The following is a 15,974-nucleotide window of genomic DNA, read 5'->3' as shown; positions in this document are numbered from 1 at the left end:
CGCAATCGCCCTCGCTTCAGCAAGACTGTGGACCAGAGCTTATGAGTCCACTACCTAGTGCTTCGAGCAACAAGACCCGCCGAACGCATCGGAGGTCTTCTCTTTTTTCGGCGTGACTTGCGGATGTTTTGTACGAGAGATTGCAAATCATTGCAGGCCGAAAGACTGCTCGCGCGATTGTAGTGTTTTTCTGCCATGTCGAGGGTCGCGTGCCCCAAGACGTCGCGGATGATGTTCACGTGCACCGGGTCGAATTCCGCGATGGAGGTGGCTGCCACCGACCGAAACGCGTGCGGTCGCATAGCGATCCCGAGGTGGCGCTCCATAATCTTGGGCAGTTCGCGGCTGAACCCGTCAGGCGTTATCGGGTCTCCATACTGGTTGATCCACAGGTCTACGCTGGTTCCACCTGCCAGCAAAAGAGGGCGATGGACACCGAGATAGTTCCTCATCGGTTCGACAAGGGCTTTCGGCAAAGGAAACGACCGATCCTTGCCGTCCTTCATGTCCTTGCTCTCAAAGGTGACGCTTATGGCGTCGGGTAAGTCCGTCAGATAGCCCTCAGCCTCCATTGCCAGCACTGCCCGCCGTCTCACCGGACGGGAAATCAGAAACCCGATCATCAGCGCTTGCCGGAACCAGATGGCCCGTTTCTTGTTGGACAGGTACTCCAACGTCTCGACCTCTGTCTGAGCTACTCCCCGATGTTTCGACAGGTTCCGGCGTGATTTAAGCTACTCGTTGCTTCTGCTGATCCGTTGCCCGACAGGTGATGCTTGCATCACCGTTAGGGGGTTGGGTTTTGTCATTTCTCAGCCAATAGACCACGGCTGGGGGTTTGCCGCCAAGGGCGGTGTGCGGACGCTTGCGGTTGTAGAACTCGATCCACTTGCCGACGCCGGCCCTTGCCTCCGATCCGGTCTCCCAGGCGTGCAGGTCCTCAGCCGCGTCTTGGTCGGGTCCAGCACCAGCCAAGTGCCGTCCTCCCTGTCGATCCGCGTCAGGCCCAAGTCCGTCAATTCCGAGCTGGTCAGTATCAGCGTCCAAAGCAAGTTCGCGGCCATCATCGAGACGATCCCCGCCAAGAACGTCCCCGTGATCAGCCAGGGCGAGATCGTCAGCCGGCTCTTGTGCTGTCGCAGAAAGCTGCGGGTAGAACACCAGATGCCTGAGTCATCGTCGCTCGCCATATCGGCCAGAAACATGATGATCTGCTTGCGCGTTGCGCTACCGAACTTTCGTTCCGCGCATGTATTCGCCACGCGCCAGCTCATGAGAAGGCCCCAAAAAGCCGCACAAACGTGCGAATTTTGTACAGGATTTGTACGAGATTTCCGCCGTTTCAGCAGAATTCGGCACGAAAGCTCTCGGGGCTTTCTGCACGCTTCTGCACAAAGCCCTGTAAATAAGCCATATTTTTCAGGTGATTTTGGCGACCCCGACAGGATTCGAACCTGTAACCTGCCCCTTAGGAGGGGGCTGCTCTATCCAGTTGAGCCACGGGGCCGTCTTGCCCGACATAGTGTGCCGGGCAGATGTTGTCTACCTGCGCTTGAGGGTGTCGCCTGGTTCGATCTTGGGGCTGAGCTCGATGCGTTCGCCGCCGCCGCTGCTCTCTTCGGTCTCGGCGCGGGTGGCGATGATCCGGGCGGCCGCGCGGCCGATCTCGGAGCGGCAGGCGTCCATTGTCGCGAGCTTGCGCGGCAGACCGTCCAGGAGCTCGACGCCGTTGAAACCGGCCAGCCCCAGCTGACCGGGCACGTCGATGCCTTTTTCAAGACAATACAGCAAACCGCCTGCGCCAATCATGTCATTTGAATAATACAGGAAATCGAGTTCGGGATTGCGGGTCAGCATGGCAGCGGTCATCTCGCGGCCCTTGGCCAGGGCCGAGCCGCCCTCGTAGAACTCCTGGTCCATGATTTCGACGCCTTCCTTGGCCAGCACCTCGGTAAAGCCTTCGAACCGTTTGCGTGCGCGGTGGTCCAGCGGCATCTTGGTGCCCAGGAAGCCGATGTTGCGGTAGCCGGCCTTCAGGATCGCCTTGGCCATCTTGCGGCCCGCGCGGCGGTGGGAAATGCCCACGGTGGCATCGATCGCCTGTCCGTCTGTATCCATGATCTCGACCACCGGGATGCCGGCGGCCTTCAGCATCGCCTTCGAGGCTTCGGAATGTTCCAGCCCTGCGATGATCACGCCGGAGGGGCGCCAGGACAGCATCTCGTAAAGAACCTTTTCTTCACGCTCGGGCCTGTAGTTGGTCACGCCGACGACCGGCTGCAGCGGGGTTTCGTCCAGCACTTCGGAGATGCCGGTCATGACTTCGGGAAAGACCATGTTGGACAGCGACGGGATGATCACGGCGACCAGGTTCACCCGTTGGCTGGCGAGGGCTCCGGCGATCTTGTTGGGCACGTAGCCCAGTGATTTCGCGGCGTGCAGCACCTTTTCGCGGGTGGCCTCCGATACGTCCCCCCTGTTGCGCAGCACGCGGCTGACGGTCATTTCGCTGACGCCGGAGGCTTCGGAAACATCGCGGAGGGTCAGAGGACGGCGGGGGGGCGAGGGGGCTTGGTCGGTCACGCGCATCACTTTCCTTTTCTTGTTCCTTACTTGTTAGCGTTAAATTGGCCCTTGTCCAAGGGTGAAGAAAGCAATATGTTTGCGCTAACATCACACCGATCCGCAAGGATTCGGCAAAAGGGGGATCGGTGGGCCAAAGCCGTCCCCCTTTTATTATGGAATTGGCTGTAGCCGCGCCACGATGTCCGGTTGCACGGTGCCACCTGCGACAACGCCCCGCAGGCGCGGGTCTTTGCGGTTGAACACCAGGGGCGCACCGGTCTGGTCGGTGACGCGTCCTCCGGCCTCTTCGACGATCAGGCCCCCGGCGGCCACGTCCCATTCCCAGGTCTGGCGAAGCGTCAGCATGGCGTCGAACCTGCCTTCGCCGATGAGCGCCAGGCGGTAGGCCAGGGATGAGCGGAAGTTGCGTTTCATCTTCGGAACCCGGGCATCCTTCCAGCGCCAGGGTTCAAGCGCGGGTTTGGCCGCCAGCACCTGTGCACCGGTCAGCTCGGTTCGGGTTGAGGCGGTCAGGCGCCACCCGTTCAAAGTGGCCCCCATGCCCCTGGCCGCGCAGTAGAGCTTGTCGCGCATCGGCAGATAGATCGCGGCGGCTGTCACCCGGCCGTGGGTTGCGACGGCCAGACTCAGGGCCCAATGTGGCGCGCCGTCGATAAAGGCGCGGGTGCCGTCGATCGGGTCGACGATGAAACAGCGGTCCATGGAAAGACGGGCGGGACCATCCTCCGTTTCTTCGGACAGCCAGCCGTAGCCCGGCCGCGCCTCGGTCAGGTTGCGGCGCAGCATCGTGTCCACGGCGATGTCGGCCTCTGTAACCGGGCCCTGGCCATCGTCCTTTTCCCACACCTCGGGGTCGCGTTCGAAGTGGTGGCGGGCCAGGGCGCCCGCTTCCTTGGCGGCTTCGGCCAGCAGTGTCAGGTCGTCGTCATGCACCGGCCAAAGTCATCCCTTCGACCAGCAGGGACGGCACCTGGCGCGAATGGTGCGCCTTGGCGTCATTTGCCGGGGTGATCCGCATGAGCATGTCCAGAAGATTGCCCGCGATAGTGCATTCGTTGACGGGGTAGGTGGTTTCCCCGTTTTCGACCCAGAAACCCGAGGCGCCGCGGGAATAGTCCCCGGTCGTCGGGTTGATGGTCGAGCCGATCATCGAAGTGACCAACAGTCCGGTGCCCATCTGTGCCAGCAGATCCTCGCGCGTGGCGTCGCCCGGGGTCAGGGTCACGTTCGTCGTGGCAGGAGAGGGTGGCGCGCTGGTGCCGCGCGCGGCGTTGGCTGTGCTTTGCAGCCCCAGTTGCCGCGCGGTGGCCAGATCCAGGGTCCAGCCGGTCAACACGCCGTTTTCCACGATGGCGCGACGTGCGGTGGGCAGGCCTTCGCCGTCGAAGGGGCGCGAACCGCCGATCCGGGCGCGGTGCGGGTTCTCGATGATCGACAGATGGCCGGGCAGGACCTGCTCGCCCAGTTTCTCGCGCAGCCAGGAGGCGCCGCGCACAATGCTGGATCCGTTGGCAGCGCCCAGAAGATGACCGATCAGGGAGCCCGAGATGCGCTCGTCGAACAGCACCGGAAAGGCGCCGGTGGGCGGTTGTTTCGCGCCGATCCGCGCCGCGGTGCGTTCACCGGCTTCGCGCCCGATCTCTTCGGGGCTGGGCAGGTCGGCCTGAAAGGTGCGCCCTTCGCCGGCCCAGTCGCGTTCCATGGAGGCACCTTCGCCGCTGATCGCCGCCAGCGAGAGCGACCGCGAGGTGCGCGCGTAGCCGCCCGAAAACCCGTTCGAGGTGGCAAGGTGAATGGCGTTCTCGCCATAGCCGGTCGAGGTGCTTTGCACCTGACTCACACCTTCGACGGCCAGCGCGGCGGCCTCGGCACGGCGGGCGTGGTCTTCCAGTTCGGCGGGGTCTGGTTCGGCGGCAGGGTCGGCCAGTTCCAGCGCCTCCACGTCCCAGGAGCTGGCCAGCTGATCCGCCGTGGCGAGGCCGATATAGGGATCTTCGGGGGCTTCGCGGGCCATGGCAACTGCGCGTTCGGCCATGGTCCCGATCGTTGCGGCGGACACATCCGAGGCCGACACACAGGCCTGGCGCTGGCCCAGCATGACCCGAAGCCCGATATCCACCGCTTCGGAGCGTTCGGCATGTTCCAGCTTGCCCTTGAGCACGTCGATCGACACCGATGTGCCACGTACGGCGAGCGCATCGGCCTGATCGGCGCCGGCCTTGCGGGCGGCATCCAGGAGCTGTTCGGTCAAGGCAGTGAGGTTGGCGGTCATGGTGATCCCGTGTGGCTGTGGTTCCCCCGGGGTACCCCTCCGGGGGCCCTCATGCAAGACGGCGGGCCCGATGACCCGCCGCCCCGTTTCCTGTTTCGATGGTTATTGCAGGCGCTGCCCGTTGGCGGTGATCTGCCCATTCGGACTGACTTCGACCCGCGAGGTCATCGAGTCCTCCCCCTCGGCCTGCTGCGCAAAGACCGCCATCATCATGCGGATACCGGTGGCCTCGTCGGCGGGCACCAGACCCATGTCGATCAGCTTGTCCAGCAAGGTGTTGCCGCCGGTCAGCGTAAGCTCGATTGCGCCGTCCGGGGCAGGCACGCCGTCGAAGGTCTCCAGGTCCGAATTGTCGAAGGTGAAATCGCCGGTGCCGGTCAGCTCGGCCCCTGCCAGTTTCACCTGCAGCGCCTTCAGGTTCAGTGCGTGCAACTGGACCGGCGGTTCGTCGGCATTTTCCAGCAGATCGGCATTGGCCGGGTCCATGATATCCACCAGCCAGTTCGCCTGACCGGCGAGATCGACGATCAGGGTTGCCGGATCATGGGGCAGCCCGCCGGTCGGGTCGATCATCATCCAGATCATGTCGTCCACCGCGAGTTCGCCAAGCCGCAGGCGCAGCCCGAAGTCCTCTGGCGTGTCACTGGCGCTGACTGGCATGTCGAACCCCATGCCGAACTCGGCCGCATTGATGCTGATCGGCAAGGGGATCTGGCTGCCCTGGATGTTGTAGGCGATACCCGTAGCCAATGCGTCGATCCGCATGCCATCACGGCCCAGCTCCATCGCGAAGTCCGAGCCGCCGGAGGTGGTCGTGCCATTGACGATTTCACCCTCCGCCTGGATATTGAACGTGCTTGAGCTGGACCCTGTTTTCAGCGATCCGCCAAAGGCAAAGCCTTTTGCCATGTTGGCCGCCATGTCCACCGGGTCCATCTCCAGCGGCAGGGTGGTGTCCATTGCGGCTTCGAGGCTCGCCATCTGGCCTTCCATCCGGATGTTCACCCCTTCTTCGGGATCAACGACCGACAGCTTGTAGGAGATCGCGCCGGAGCTGCTGGTCTGCTCGATCGCATAGGTGTCCCCCTGCGCCAGGCGCGAGACGCTTTGCAGATCGGCGATGTCGAGGTTGAATTGCGCCACGCCGACCGGCTGGCCATTGACCGTCAGGCTGTCCAGCGCAAGGGTCGCCCGGGTGGCGCCGTAGGTTGTGGTCATGTCCTCGGGCGCGCCCGAGATCACCATGGAAGGGCTGTCATGTGCGAGCGAGACCACCGCCACGACTTGTTCCCCGCCGGCTTCCGTTGCCATCGGCATCTTGTCTTCCGAGGTCATCGCGTCATCGCCGCCCTCGGTGCCTTTCTTGCCACCCGAGTTGCCGTCGTTCATCGTCGCGCCGCCGTCCTTGTCGTCCGGCATGGCGCTGCCCGCGGATTCGGATACGTCCACGGTCATGAGCATCGGCTCGGCCCAGCTCATCGCGACGGTGCCGTCGCCCTGGTCGGTCAGGGTCCAGTCGGTGATTGAAATGGTAACATTCGGATCGCCCGGTGCTTCGCCGGGAACGGCCATCATCAGGTTCGACAGGATCAGACCGTCTCCGGTTTGTGTCTCGGTCGCGCTGATGTCGAGCCCCTGTGCCGCGTAGTAGCCGCGCATCTTGTCCCAGACCTGCTGGCTGGTGATCTCGGCGAAGGCAGTGGAGCCGGCACTGGCCAGGGCCAGGACCGAACAGGAGAACAGGGACGCGTATTTGGGTTTCATGAAAACACCTCTGGCAAAAACTCTCTTTGAATGTCGGGCCAAAGCCGGTGCCGTTCAACCCCCAAATCGGGTGGAAACCAATTGGGCACTGGGTTAGGTCTGAAGAAAGAGAAGGAAGCACGACATGATCGACATGACAGGCAAGACGGTTCTGATCACCGGGGCCAGCCGGGGCATCGGTGAGGCGGCGGCGCATATTTTCGCGGGGGCCGGGGCCAATGTTGTCCTGCTGGCGCGCGGCTCACAGCAGATCGGGGCGATCGCCGCCGAGATCGGTGAAACAGCCCTGGCCGTGCCTTGTGACGTGGCCGACTGGAACAGCGTCAAGGCGGCGGTGGATGCGGCGGTGGCACGTTTTGGGCGGGTCGACGTGTTGATCAACAACGCCGGTGTGATCGAACCCATCGCCCCGTTGATGACGAGCGATCCGACCGAGTGGAGCCGGGTGATCGATATCAATACCAAGGGTGTCTATTACGGCCTGCGCGCGGTGATGCCGCTGATGGCAGGCAGGGGGGGCACGATCCTGACGATCAGCTCGGGTGCGGCGCATAATGCGCTGGAAGGCTGGAGCCACTACTGCACCTCGAAAGCGGCCGTGCACATGCTCACCAAATGTGCCCACAAGGAAGCCGCGGGCCGGGGTATTCGCGCCATGGGCCTGAGCCCCGGCACCGTGGCCACCAAGATGCAGCGCGAGATCAAGGCCTCGGGCGTGAACCCGGTGGCGGCGCTGGACTGGTCCGAACACATCCCGCCGGAATGGGTCGCGCGGGCGCTTCTGTGGATGTGCACCCCGGACGCCGACGAGTTCCTGGGCGAGGAAATCTCGCTGCGCGATGAGGTCATCCGCACACGCGCGCAGGTGCGGGGATGATCGAGCTGACCAAGGAGGACGGCCTGTGGATCGCGACGATCAACCGTCCGGACAAGGCCAATTCCCTGACCCGCGCGATGCTGACCGAACTGGCGGACATTGCCGGGGATGCGGCGGGTGAAGCGCGTGTGCTGGTGCTGACCGGTACGGGGAAAGTGTTTTCTGCCGGCGCCGACCTTGACGAGGCCCGCGCGGGTCTGGCCACGGATCCGGTGTGGGAGCGCCTGTCCGGTGCCCTGGCTGCCGCGCCGTGCCTGACCATTGCCGCGCTCAATGGTACGCTGGCCGGGGGCGCTTTCGGCATGGCGCTGGCCTGTGACCTGCGGATCGCGGTTTCCGGGGCCAGGTTCTTCTACCCGGTGATGAAGCTGGGTTTCCTGCCGCAACCCTCGGACCCCGCGCGCCTGGCAGCGGTGGTCGGTCCCGCGCGGGCCAAGATGATCCTGATGGCGGGCCAGAAGATCGAAGCGCCCGAGGCCCTGTCCTGGGGGCTGGTGGACCGGTTGGTTGAAAGCGAGGCGCTGCTGGAGACCGCACGTCTCCTGTCGGCCGATGCCCTGTCTGCAACGCCGGACCATGTGGCCGGGATCAAGGCGCTGGTGCCGAGCGGCTAGGACAGTGCGCAACGTTACCTTCTGTTGCGTCGTGGCCCGGGGGTGCGCGACTGAAAGGAAGGGGGGCGTTTCGCCACCCACCGGATGAACGCAGCAAGCCTTGGATGCGCCTGAAGCATCCTGATGGTGGAAAAGTCGCGCGCCAGTTCGGTCTCGCTCAGGGTTGCATGAATCTCATTGTGGCAGATCTGGTGCAAAAGGACGGTCTCGCCCCGCTTGCCGCCGCGCAGCCGGGGCACGAGGTGGTGGCGGCTTTGCGGCACATCGGGCGGGATTTCCCGGCCACAGAGCGGGCAGCGGGGAATGCCCCGGCTTGTTTCACCATGCTGTTCCATGTCACAGGGTGGTCAGGTTCAGTGAGTTGGTGCAAGGGGTGAACCATGGACGGGCAACCGGAAATCGTTACGCAAGCGCTGGGTTACGCCCAGCAGGGATGGGAGATCGCCAGGGAGTGGCTTCTGTCCCCCGCCGCATGGTCGCAATTCGCGCTGCTGCTGGTGGCCTACCTGGCTGCGGTCTATGCCCATCGCAAGCTGACACCGCTGATCACCCGACTGCTGACCCCATCTGGGGAAAGGCGCACATATCTGTCGCGCGCGCGGCTTTTCGTGCTGATCTTTCTGCCCCTGACCCTGCCGCTCCTGGCCTATGGCTTTACCGCGTTGGGTGAGCAGGTCACGCGTTCGATCTTCGGTTCCGGCGCGGTCATTGCCTTCGGAAAACGCGTGTTTCTGTTCCTCGCCGCCCGCATCCTGGCGCGCGAGATCATCTCGGAACCGTTCCTGAAGCTTCTGGGAAAATACGTGCTGGTGCCGCTGGCCGCGCTTTATGCGCTGGGTTTCCTCGACGTGGTGATTCGGCAACTGGACGAGACCATCGTGCCGCTGGGCAACATGAGCTTCTCGCTGCTTTTCGCTCTGCGTTTCGCGGTGCTGGGCGGGGTGATTTTCTGGTTCGGGCGCTGGTCCAACGACCAGACCGCCGCCGCGATCAAACAGCAGGAGGACATGCGCCCTGCCACGCGCGAACTGGCCGCCAAGGCCGCCGAGATCGCCATCTTCGGCGCTGCCTTCCTGATCCTGATGAACATCATGGGGGTCAACCTGACCTCTCTCGCCGTTCTGGGGGGGGCCATCGGTGTGGGGCTTGGCTTCGGATTGCAGCAGATCGCCGCGAACTTCATCTCCGGCGTGATCCTGCTGATCGAAGGGCAGGCCACGGTGGGCGACTATGTCGAACTGGACGGGGGGGAGGCCGGAACGATCGTCAAAATGACCGCCCGAGCCGCGATCCTGGAAACCTTCGACGGGCGCTGGATCGTCGTGCCGAACGAACATTTCATCACCACCCGCGTGGTGAACTATTCTGACGCGGGCAGCGCCAACCGGTACGAGGCGCCGTTCAGTGTCAGCTATGACACCGATATCGAGGCGGTGCCGAAGATCATCGAGGCGGCGGTGGCGCAGCTTGATTTCGTGCTGACCGAACCCGCCGAAAAGGCCCCGGACTGCGAGCTGCGTGCCTTCGGCTCCTCGGGCGTCGATTTCGCGGTGGAGTTCTGGGTGAACGGGATTGACGATGGCAAGAACAAGTTCACGCCCAAGGTCATGATGGAAGTCTGGAAGGCGCTGAAGGCCAACGAAATCGAAATCCCCTACCCGCATCGCGTGGTCGAATGGAAGGGCGCACAGCCCGTTCAGGAAGGGTGAAGACGGCCCTGGTCATCGGCGCAGGCCCGGCCGGTCTGGCGGCGGCCGAAGAGCTGGCCCGGGCGGGCCTGTCCGTGACCGTGGCCGAGGCCAAGCCTTCCCCCGCGCGCAAGTTCCTGATGGCGGGCAAGAGCGGCTTGAACCTGACCAAGGACGAGCCGCTGGAGCCCTTCCTGACCCACTATGGCGCCCGCCCGCTGCTGCGCGAAATCGTGGCGGGTTTCTGCCCGCAAGCCGTGCAGGATTGGGCGCGCGATCTGGGGCAGGCGGTGTTTACCGGGTCGTCGGGGAGGGTGTTTCCCGAGGCGATGAAGGCCTCACCGCTGCTGCGCGCCTGGCTCGGTCGGCTGGACCGGCTGGGTGTCGCGCTGAAAACCCGCTGGCGCTGGACTGGCTGGGACCGCGATGCGTTGCGGTTCGACACGCCGGACGGCGCCGTATTGTTGCGCCCTGACGTGACGGTCCTGGCCCTGGGTGGGGCGAGCTGGGCGCGGCTGGGTTCGGATGGGGCCTGGGCGACTTGGCTGGCGGACAGGGGCGTGGCGCTTGCGCCGTTCAAACCGGCCAATGCCGGGTTGGTCGTGGATTGGTCCGATCACATGGACCGCCATTTCGGAGCGCCGGTCAAAGCGGTGTCCCTGCGCGCGGGCGAGCGGATCGTGCGTGGTGAGTTCGTCATTTCCGCGCGCGGGCTGGAAGGATCCGCGATCTACGCGATCTGTGCCGATGTGCGCGACGGGGCGGATCTGACGCTGGATCTTTGCCCCGACCTTACCGTCGATGACATACGCATGCGTCTGGCGAAACGCGGCAAGGCGTCGCTTGCCAATCACCTGCGCAAGGCGTTGAGGCTGGACCCGGCGCGGCTGGCGCTGCTGAATGAATTCGGGCGACCGTTTCCCGGGGATCTGGCCGGGTTGATCAAGGCGCTTCCGGTGCGCCACGCGGGGCTGCGTCCGATGGACGAGGCAATTTCGACCGCAGGCGGGGTGCGGTTTGACGCTCTGGACGATGGGTTGATGCTGCGCGACCTGCCCGGGGTATTCGTGGCCGGCGAGATGCTGGACTGGGAGGCGCCGACCGGGGGCTATCTGCTTACCGCCTGCCTGGCGACCGGGCGACATGCCGGGCGCGCGGCGGCGTGCTTCGCTGCGGAAGCCGGGGGGCCAGCCCCGTCGCCGTTGTCGCTCGGACCAATGGCGCGCCAATGACGATCCCCCCCGGGATATTCGAGGAAAGATCAAAGCTCAGGCGGCCTTGGCGCGTCCGAAGGCGTCGCGGCTGCGCATCTGTTTGCAATAGGCGGCGAACGCCGGGTTGTCCGACGGGAACCTTGCCGACAGCGCCCAGTTGGCGCAGTGGGTGGCGATGATGTCGGCCACGGTGAACCTGTCGCCCGCCACGAATGGCGCATCGCCCTTTCGGCGCATGAGCTCATCGACCGAGCGGCTGAATTCCCATCTCAAACTGTCTTTCACCGCAGGTACGCGCTTGTCCTCGGGCAGGATGAAGCTGTGCCGCGCGGCGGTCCAGAGCACGGCGTCGAGCTCGTCCAGAACGAAATGGGTCATGCCATCCTGACGCGCGCGATCCAGCGTGCCGGCCGGGTAGGTGATGCCACCGTGCTTGTCGGCCAGGTAGTGCAGGATCGCGGTCGAATCGGTCAGGGCCACATCATCAACCAGAAAGACCGGAACCTTGCCCGGCAGGTTGTGGCCGCGCACCGTGTCGCTGTGGGGGCGTTCGGGCAGGTGGGTATACGTCAGCCCCAGCTCTTCCAATGCCCAGAGAACACGGAAGCTGCGCGTGGTCTTGGTGCCGATCAGGGTATAGTTCATCGTTTCCCTCCCATCATGGCCAGGCGAATGAGCGCCCGTTCCATCAAGGCCATTTGAGGGGCCTTCCCGGAACTGCGCAAGGCCAGGTCGGTTTCGATCAGCAGCTCCAACGCTTTTTCCAGCTTCGGGGGGCCCCAGGCCTGGGCCTGCCGCACCATGCGATCGCGGGATTTGAAATGCACCGGCGGGCGAAGGCGTTGGATGCCCTGGGCGGGGCCGGAAGGGTCGGTGCAGGCAGCAAAGAGGTTGCGAAAATGTCGCGTGGTGCCGATGCAGAGGCCGACCGGTTGCGTGCCCTGGGCGGCGAGCCTGGCCAGAAGTGGCCCGATCTCGCCCGCGCGGCCCTCGGCCACAACGTGGATGAGGTCGTCCAGCTCGGCCTCGGTTGAGGCAGGCGCCATCGCCTCCACATCCGCCGGGGTCAGCGGCGAAGGGTCGGAGAGCTTGTAGAGTGCAATTTTTTCAAGGGTTTGCCGGAAATCCCCCGGGTCCAGCGTGCGCGACAGGCCGGTGAGGTCGTTCATCGCTTCCGGGTCGATCCGGGTCAGCCCCGCGCGGGCCAGTTCGGCCTGAATTTCATCGCGCGAGGGTGGATCATCATAAATGCCCGCCGCATAGGCATTGGGGTGCCTTTCGAAGAACTTGCGCAGCGATGAGGTCGGTTTGAGGTTGCCTGCGGTAATGACCACCTGGGCGTCGCCCTCCTGCCAGTCCTCCAGCGCGGGCAGGATCTGTTTCGCTACCGCCTCGGTCGCCTCTTCGACGAAAGCGACGCGCGGGCCGGGAAAGAAGCCCTGCGCCTTGATCGCGTCGGACAGCATCGCGGGATCCTTGCGCAACTCACTGGCCGGGATCCGCGTGAGGCGCATTTCCTCTTCGCCCTGGGGGCCGATCAGGTTCTCGATCAGTTCCTGGCGCTTCAGCGCCACGCGCATGGCATCGGCGCCGAAGATCAGGGCACCCGTGCGATGCGCCTCGGGTTTGGAGAAATAGCGGGAGGCATCGCGCGGGCTGAGCTTCATGCCAGCCAGTCCGCGGCACTGGCCACGAGACGGGTGGCGATCTGGTCGGCCAGCCCTGCCATGAGGCGGCGGCGCGCGTCATCCTCGACCGCGGAAGTCGATACGGTCGAGCCCTCGGTCGAGTAGGAGGTGAACGTCGATACCGAACCGGTATCCACGACCTGTCCAGTCGTCGTGTCAGTCACGGTATAGGCGACCGCCCCGCGCAGTTGGACCCGGCGGATCACCTGGTCGGGGGTCACGCCCAACGCCTCTTCGCGCACCGTGATCTTGTAGCCAAGCGCATAGCGCGCGCCGGGTTGCGTGGCGAGGCGCTCGTCCAGTCGTTTCACCAGCTCAAAGGCGTCGCGATTTTCGGGTGCGGCCACCTCGATCGCGCCGCGCAGCCCTTCGGCCGAACCGCCCGGTCCGTACACGGGTGTGAATCCGCAGGCCGCCAGCAAAAGAGAGCCGCTCAGGGCAGACAGGATGAACGAGCGTTTAGACCACGACATTGATAATGCGACCCGGGACCACGATGACTTTCTTCGGCGCATTGCCTCCAAGCGCCTTCTGCACAGCATCGGTCGCTAGGGCGCGCTTTTCAACCTCATCCTTGGCCATGTCCTTGGGCACGCTGATTTCAGCCCGGCGTTTGCCGTTGATCTGGATCGGCAAAGTGACCGTTGCCTCGACCAGCATGGCCTCGTCGGCGACAGGCCAGGGGGCGTTTACCACCAGGCCCTCGCCGTCCAGAAGTTGCCACAGTTCCTCGGACAGGTGCGGGGTCATCGGCGACATCAGCTGTGCCAGAACCTTGGCGGCCTCGCGTTTGGCGGCATTGCCGGCCTTGGACTTCTGCAGCGTGTTGGTAAAGGCGTAGAGCTTGGCGATCGCCGCGTTGAAGCCGAAGCTTTCCACGCCGCCAGTCACCTCGTGAATGGCCTTGTGCATTTCGCGCAGCAGGTCTTCGTCGCCCTGACCATCGCCGTCATTGGACGCGATCTCGGACACCACGCGGTGCACACGCGACAGGTGCTTGGCGGCGGCTTCCGCGCCCGAGGCAGTCCATTCCACGTCGCGCTCGGGCGGGCTGTCGGACAGGACGAACCAGCGTGCGGTGTCCGCGCCGAAGCTGGTGATAATGTCAACCGGGTCCACCACGTTGTTCTTGGATTTCGACATCTTGGCGGAGGGAATCACGTTCACCTTCTCGCCGGTCGCGGCCACGACCGTCTGGCCGCCGCGCTCCTCGACCTCGGCCGGGTAGTGATAGATGGCGCGCCCGTTCTCGTCCTTGCGCTCGGCGTTTTCATAGATCGCGTGAGTCACCATGCCTTGCGTGAACAGCGCATTGAACGGCTCGCGGGCCGTGTCGGGCAGGTGGCCGGTGATGTTCATCGCGCGGGCGAAGAAGCGTGAATAGAGCAGGTGCAGGATCGCGTGTTCGATACCGCCGATATACTGGTCGACATTCATCCAGTACCCGGCTTCGTCCAGATCGGTCGGCGTGGTCGCCCGCGGCGCGGTGAAACGGGCGAAGTACCAGGACGAATCGACGAACGTGTCCATCGTGTCGGTCTCACGCGTGGCTGTCCCGCCGCAGTTCGGGCAAGTGGCCTTGCGCCATGAGGGGTGACGGTCCAGCGGGTTGCCGGGGATGGAGAAGTCAATCGCCTTGCCATCCTCGTCATAGGGCAGCTCGACCGGCAGGTTCCCGGGCTTTTCACCGACCACGCCGCATGTGTCGCAATGCACCACGGGAATCGGGCAGCCCCAGTAGCGCTGGCGGCTGAGACCCCAGTCGCGCAGACGGAATTTTTCCACACCCTTGCCCCAGCCGTTTTCCTCGGCAAAGGTTATGGTGGCGTCGATCGCTTCCTGGCCGGTGGCCTCGTCCAGCCCGGCGAAATGGTTCACCCATTTCACCTTCTGCTCCTTCGGCGGCACGAAGGCTTCGTTTTCCACGGGTTTGGGATCGTCCAGGTCGAAGAACGTGTCGATCACCGGCAGGTCGTATTTGCGGCAGAAATCCAGGTCGCGCTGGTCATGCGCCGGGCAGGCAAAGATCGCGCCGGTGCCGTAGCCCATCAGGATGAAGTTCGCGACCCAGACCGGCAGCTCGTCCCCGGTCAGCGGGTGTTTCACGCGGATACCGGTGTCATGGCCCAGCTTCGGCGCGGTCTCGATGGCCTCTTCGGTTGTGCCACCCTTGCGCATCTCGGAGACGGCCTTGGCCAGCGCGGGGTTGCCCGCTTCCAGCTCCCTGGTCAGCGGGTGATCGGGGGAAATGCCAACGAAGCTCGCGCCCATCAGCGTGTCGGGGCGGGTGGTATAGACGGTGATCGGCGCGCCGCCATCGACGCGGTCGAAGGCAAATTCCAGACCGCGCGATTTGCCGATCCAGTTGGCCTGCATCAGCTTGACCTTGGCGGGCCAGTTGTCCAGCCCGTCCAGAGCATCCAGCAGTTCGCCGGACATGTCACTGATTTTAAAGAACCATTGCGTCAGCTCGCGGCGCTCGACCTCGGCGCCGGACCGCCAGCCCTTGCCGTCGATCACCTGTTCGTTGGCCAGCACGGTCATGTCGACCGGATCCCAGTTGACCACGGCGTTCTTGCGATAGATCAGCCCGGCTTTCCACATGTCCAGGAACAGGCGCTGCTGCTGGCCGTAATATTCGGTGTCGCAGGTGGCGAACATGCGCGACCAGTCCAGCGACAGGCCCAGCGGTTTCATCTGGTCGACCATCGTGTCGATATTACCGTAAGTCCAGTCCTTGGGGTGCCCGCCCGAGGCCATTGCCGCGTTTTCCGCCGGCATGCCGAAGGCGTCGAACCCCATCGGGTGCAGCACGTTGTGACCGGTCGACATCTTGTAGCGCGCGATCACGTCGCCCATCGTGTAGTTGCGCACATGGCCCATGTGCAGCTTGCCCGAGGGATAGGGGAACATCTCGAGCACATAGTACTTGGGCTTGTCGCCTTCACGCCTGGCGGTAAAGACATCGGCCTTTTCCCAGGCTTCCTGCCATTTCGGTTCGATGCTGGCTGCGTCGTAGCGGGACATGTGTCTGCGGTCCTTCGGATATGAAAACGCCGGGCACAGCCAATTTCTTGGGGCCCGGCGCTGGTGTACTGTCATGCGTTGGCGGGGTCTAGAGGTTCCCGTCGGCGATGCGCATCTGGCGCGCGCGGGTCAGGATCGCGTCCTCGATCGCGCGGGTAGCTTCACCGCTGGCCGGGCCGCCACCGCGGGTGATCAGCGCCACGTTCAGGGCGCGCGCGTCAAGCGCCGGGTCGGTGATGTGCAC

At 64.3% G+C, this 15,974-nt stretch carries 15 protein-coding genes, 1 tRNA gene and 1 pseudogene; 4 read left to right on the top strand and 13 right to left on the bottom strand.

All coding sequences use genetic code 11. The annotated features are described in order from the left end of the window. Positions 1-50 precede the first annotated feature (50 nt). The 7 genes and pseudogenes from Q1V43_RS07790 to Q1V43_RS07760 all read right to left on the bottom strand — a co-directional run bounded on the left by Q1V43_RS07790 (position 51) and on the right by Q1V43_RS07760 (position 6,622). On the bottom strand, positions 51-674 hold the full coding sequence (locus Q1V43_RS07790; protein ID WP_300516150.1) for a tyrosine-type recombinase/integrase: 624 nt from the start codon (positions 672-674) through the stop codon (positions 51-53). A gap of 55 nt (positions 675-729) precedes the next feature. Then, positions 730-936, bottom strand: a pseudogene (locus tag Q1V43_RS07785) (integrase core domain-containing protein); the annotation flags it as partial. Between the two features lie 494 nt (positions 937-1,430). Beyond that, positions 1,431-1,507: transfer RNA gene (locus Q1V43_RS07780), tRNA-Arg, on the bottom strand. 35 nt (positions 1,508-1,542) lie between these two features. Continuing rightward, on the bottom strand, positions 1,543-2,583 hold the full coding sequence (locus Q1V43_RS07775; RefSeq protein ID WP_300516147.1) for a LacI family DNA-binding transcriptional regulator: 1,041 nt from the start codon (positions 2,581-2,583) through the stop codon (positions 1,543-1,545). Positions 2,584-2,736: 153 nt separating this feature from the next. Continuing rightward, positions 2,737-3,519 carry a 3'(2'),5'-bisphosphate nucleotidase CysQ gene (locus tag Q1V43_RS07770; RefSeq protein ID WP_300516145.1) on the bottom strand — a complete coding sequence of 261 codons (783 nt, stop codon included), beginning with the start codon at positions 3,517-3,519 and terminating at the stop codon, positions 2,737-2,739. Continuing rightward, positions 3,512-4,858, bottom strand: coding sequence for a TldD/PmbA family protein (locus Q1V43_RS07765; protein ID WP_300516143.1), 1,347 nt, complete (start codon positions 4,856-4,858; stop codon positions 3,512-3,514). Before Q1V43_RS07765 ends, Q1V43_RS07770 begins: the two co-directional genes overlap by 8 nt. A 102-nt stretch (positions 4,859-4,960) precedes the next feature. After that, positions 4,961-6,622: a DUF2125 domain-containing protein gene (locus tag Q1V43_RS07760; protein ID WP_300516141.1), complete on the bottom strand. Its 1,662-nt coding sequence runs from the start codon at positions 6,620-6,622 to the stop codon at positions 4,961-4,963. Positions 6,623-6,746: 124 nt separating this feature from the next. On the opposite strand from Q1V43_RS07760, the gene Q1V43_RS07755 reads away from it, so the two are divergent. Together Q1V43_RS07755 and Q1V43_RS07750 are read left to right on the top strand one after the other, a co-directional pair. Continuing rightward, on the top strand, positions 6,747-7,499 hold the full coding sequence (locus Q1V43_RS07755) for an SDR family oxidoreductase (RefSeq protein ID WP_300516138.1): 753 nt from the start codon (positions 6,747-6,749) through the stop codon (positions 7,497-7,499). Next, a complete protein-coding gene (locus Q1V43_RS07750; protein WP_300516135.1) occupies positions 7,496-8,113 on the top strand; it encodes an enoyl-CoA hydratase/isomerase family protein in 618 nt (205 codons plus the stop codon). Before Q1V43_RS07755 ends, Q1V43_RS07750 begins: the two co-directional genes overlap by 4 nt. A 14-nt stretch (positions 8,114-8,127) precedes the next feature. On the opposite strand, the gene Q1V43_RS07745 is transcribed toward Q1V43_RS07750, so the two are convergent. Next, a complete protein-coding gene (locus Q1V43_RS07745; RefSeq protein ID WP_300516132.1) occupies positions 8,128-8,448 on the bottom strand; it encodes an HNH endonuclease in 321 nt (106 codons plus the stop codon). 45 nt (positions 8,449-8,493) lie between these two features. Between Q1V43_RS07745 and Q1V43_RS07740 the strand changes: the two genes are divergently transcribed. Next, positions 8,494-9,822: a mechanosensitive ion channel domain-containing protein gene (locus tag Q1V43_RS07740; protein ID WP_300516129.1), complete on the top strand. Its 1,329-nt coding sequence runs from the start codon at positions 8,494-8,496 to the stop codon at positions 9,820-9,822. Next, positions 9,819-11,033, top strand: coding sequence for a TIGR03862 family flavoprotein (locus tag Q1V43_RS07735; protein WP_300516127.1), 1,215 nt, complete (start codon positions 9,819-9,821; stop codon positions 11,031-11,033). Before Q1V43_RS07740 ends, Q1V43_RS07735 begins: the two co-directional genes overlap by 4 nt. A gap of 36 nt (positions 11,034-11,069) precedes the next feature. Here Q1V43_RS07735 and Q1V43_RS07730 read toward each other — a convergent pair whose 3' ends face one another. The 5 genes from Q1V43_RS07730 to Q1V43_RS07710 all read right to left on the bottom strand — a co-directional run. Continuing rightward, entirely contained in the window at positions 11,070-11,660 is a 591-nt protein-coding gene (locus tag Q1V43_RS07730) for a glutathione S-transferase family protein (RefSeq protein ID WP_300516125.1), read from the bottom strand. Further along, a complete protein-coding gene (gene holA / locus Q1V43_RS07725; RefSeq protein ID WP_300516122.1) occupies positions 11,657-12,682 on the bottom strand; it encodes a DNA polymerase III subunit delta in 1,026 nt (341 codons plus the stop codon). Before holA ends, Q1V43_RS07730 begins: the two co-directional genes overlap by 4 nt. Next, positions 12,679-13,098, bottom strand: a complete 420-nt coding sequence (lptE, locus tag Q1V43_RS07720; protein WP_300516120.1) for an LPS assembly lipoprotein LptE — start codon at positions 13,096-13,098, stop codon at positions 12,679-12,681. The genes holA and lptE overlap by 4 nt, the downstream gene beginning before the upstream one ends. Before the next feature lie 64 nt (positions 13,099-13,162). After that, on the bottom strand, positions 13,163-15,730 hold the full coding sequence (gene leuS / locus Q1V43_RS07715; protein ID WP_300516117.1) for a leucine--tRNA ligase: 2,568 nt from the start codon (positions 15,728-15,730) through the stop codon (positions 13,163-13,165). An 88-nt stretch (positions 15,731-15,818) separates the two neighbouring features. After that, a partial coding sequence (locus tag Q1V43_RS07710) for a DUF3576 domain-containing protein (RefSeq protein ID WP_300516153.1) occupies positions 15,819-15,974 on the bottom strand: 156 nt, incomplete at its 5' end.

The sequence above is a fragment of the Aliiroseovarius sp. genome, from assembly GCF_030148435.1.
Lineage (GTDB): Bacteria > Pseudomonadota > Alphaproteobacteria > Rhodobacterales > Rhodobacteraceae > JASBTN01.
Note: the sequence above shows the minus strand (reverse complement) of the source record. Positions and strands in the feature narration are given on the sequence as shown.

Excerpts from the sequence above, each read along its gene's own strand:
- Q1V43_RS07765 (WP_300516143.1), bottom strand. The coding sequence starts at position 4,858 with ATGACCGCCAACCTCACTGCCTTGACCGAACAGCTCCTGGATGCCGCC.
- Q1V43_RS07760 (WP_300516141.1), bottom strand. The coding sequence starts at position 6,622 with ATGAAACCCAAATACGCGTCCCTGTTCTCCTGTTCGGTCCTGGCCCTG.
- Q1V43_RS07755 (WP_300516138.1), top strand. The coding sequence starts at position 6,747 with ATGATCGACATGACAGGCAAGACGGTTCTGATCACCGGGGCCAGCCGG.
- Q1V43_RS07750 (WP_300516135.1), top strand. The coding sequence starts at position 7,496 with ATGATCGAGCTGACCAAGGAGGACGGCCTGTGGATCGCGACGATCAAC.
- Q1V43_RS07745 (WP_300516132.1), bottom strand. The coding sequence starts at position 8,448 with ATGGAACAGCATGGTGAAACAAGCCGGGGCATTCCCCGCTGCCCGCTC.
- Q1V43_RS07740 (WP_300516129.1), top strand. The coding sequence starts at position 8,494 with ATGGACGGGCAACCGGAAATCGTTACGCAAGCGCTGGGTTACGCCCAG.
- Q1V43_RS07730 (WP_300516125.1), bottom strand. The coding sequence starts at position 11,660 with ATGAACTATACCCTGATCGGCACCAAGACCACGCGCAGCTTCCGTGTT.
- holA (WP_300516122.1), bottom strand. The coding sequence starts at position 12,682 with ATGAAGCTCAGCCCGCGCGATGCCTCCCGCTATTTCTCCAAACCCGAG.
- leuS (WP_300516117.1), bottom strand. The coding sequence starts at position 15,730 with ATGTCCCGCTACGACGCAGCCAGCATCGAACCGAAATGGCAGGAAGCC.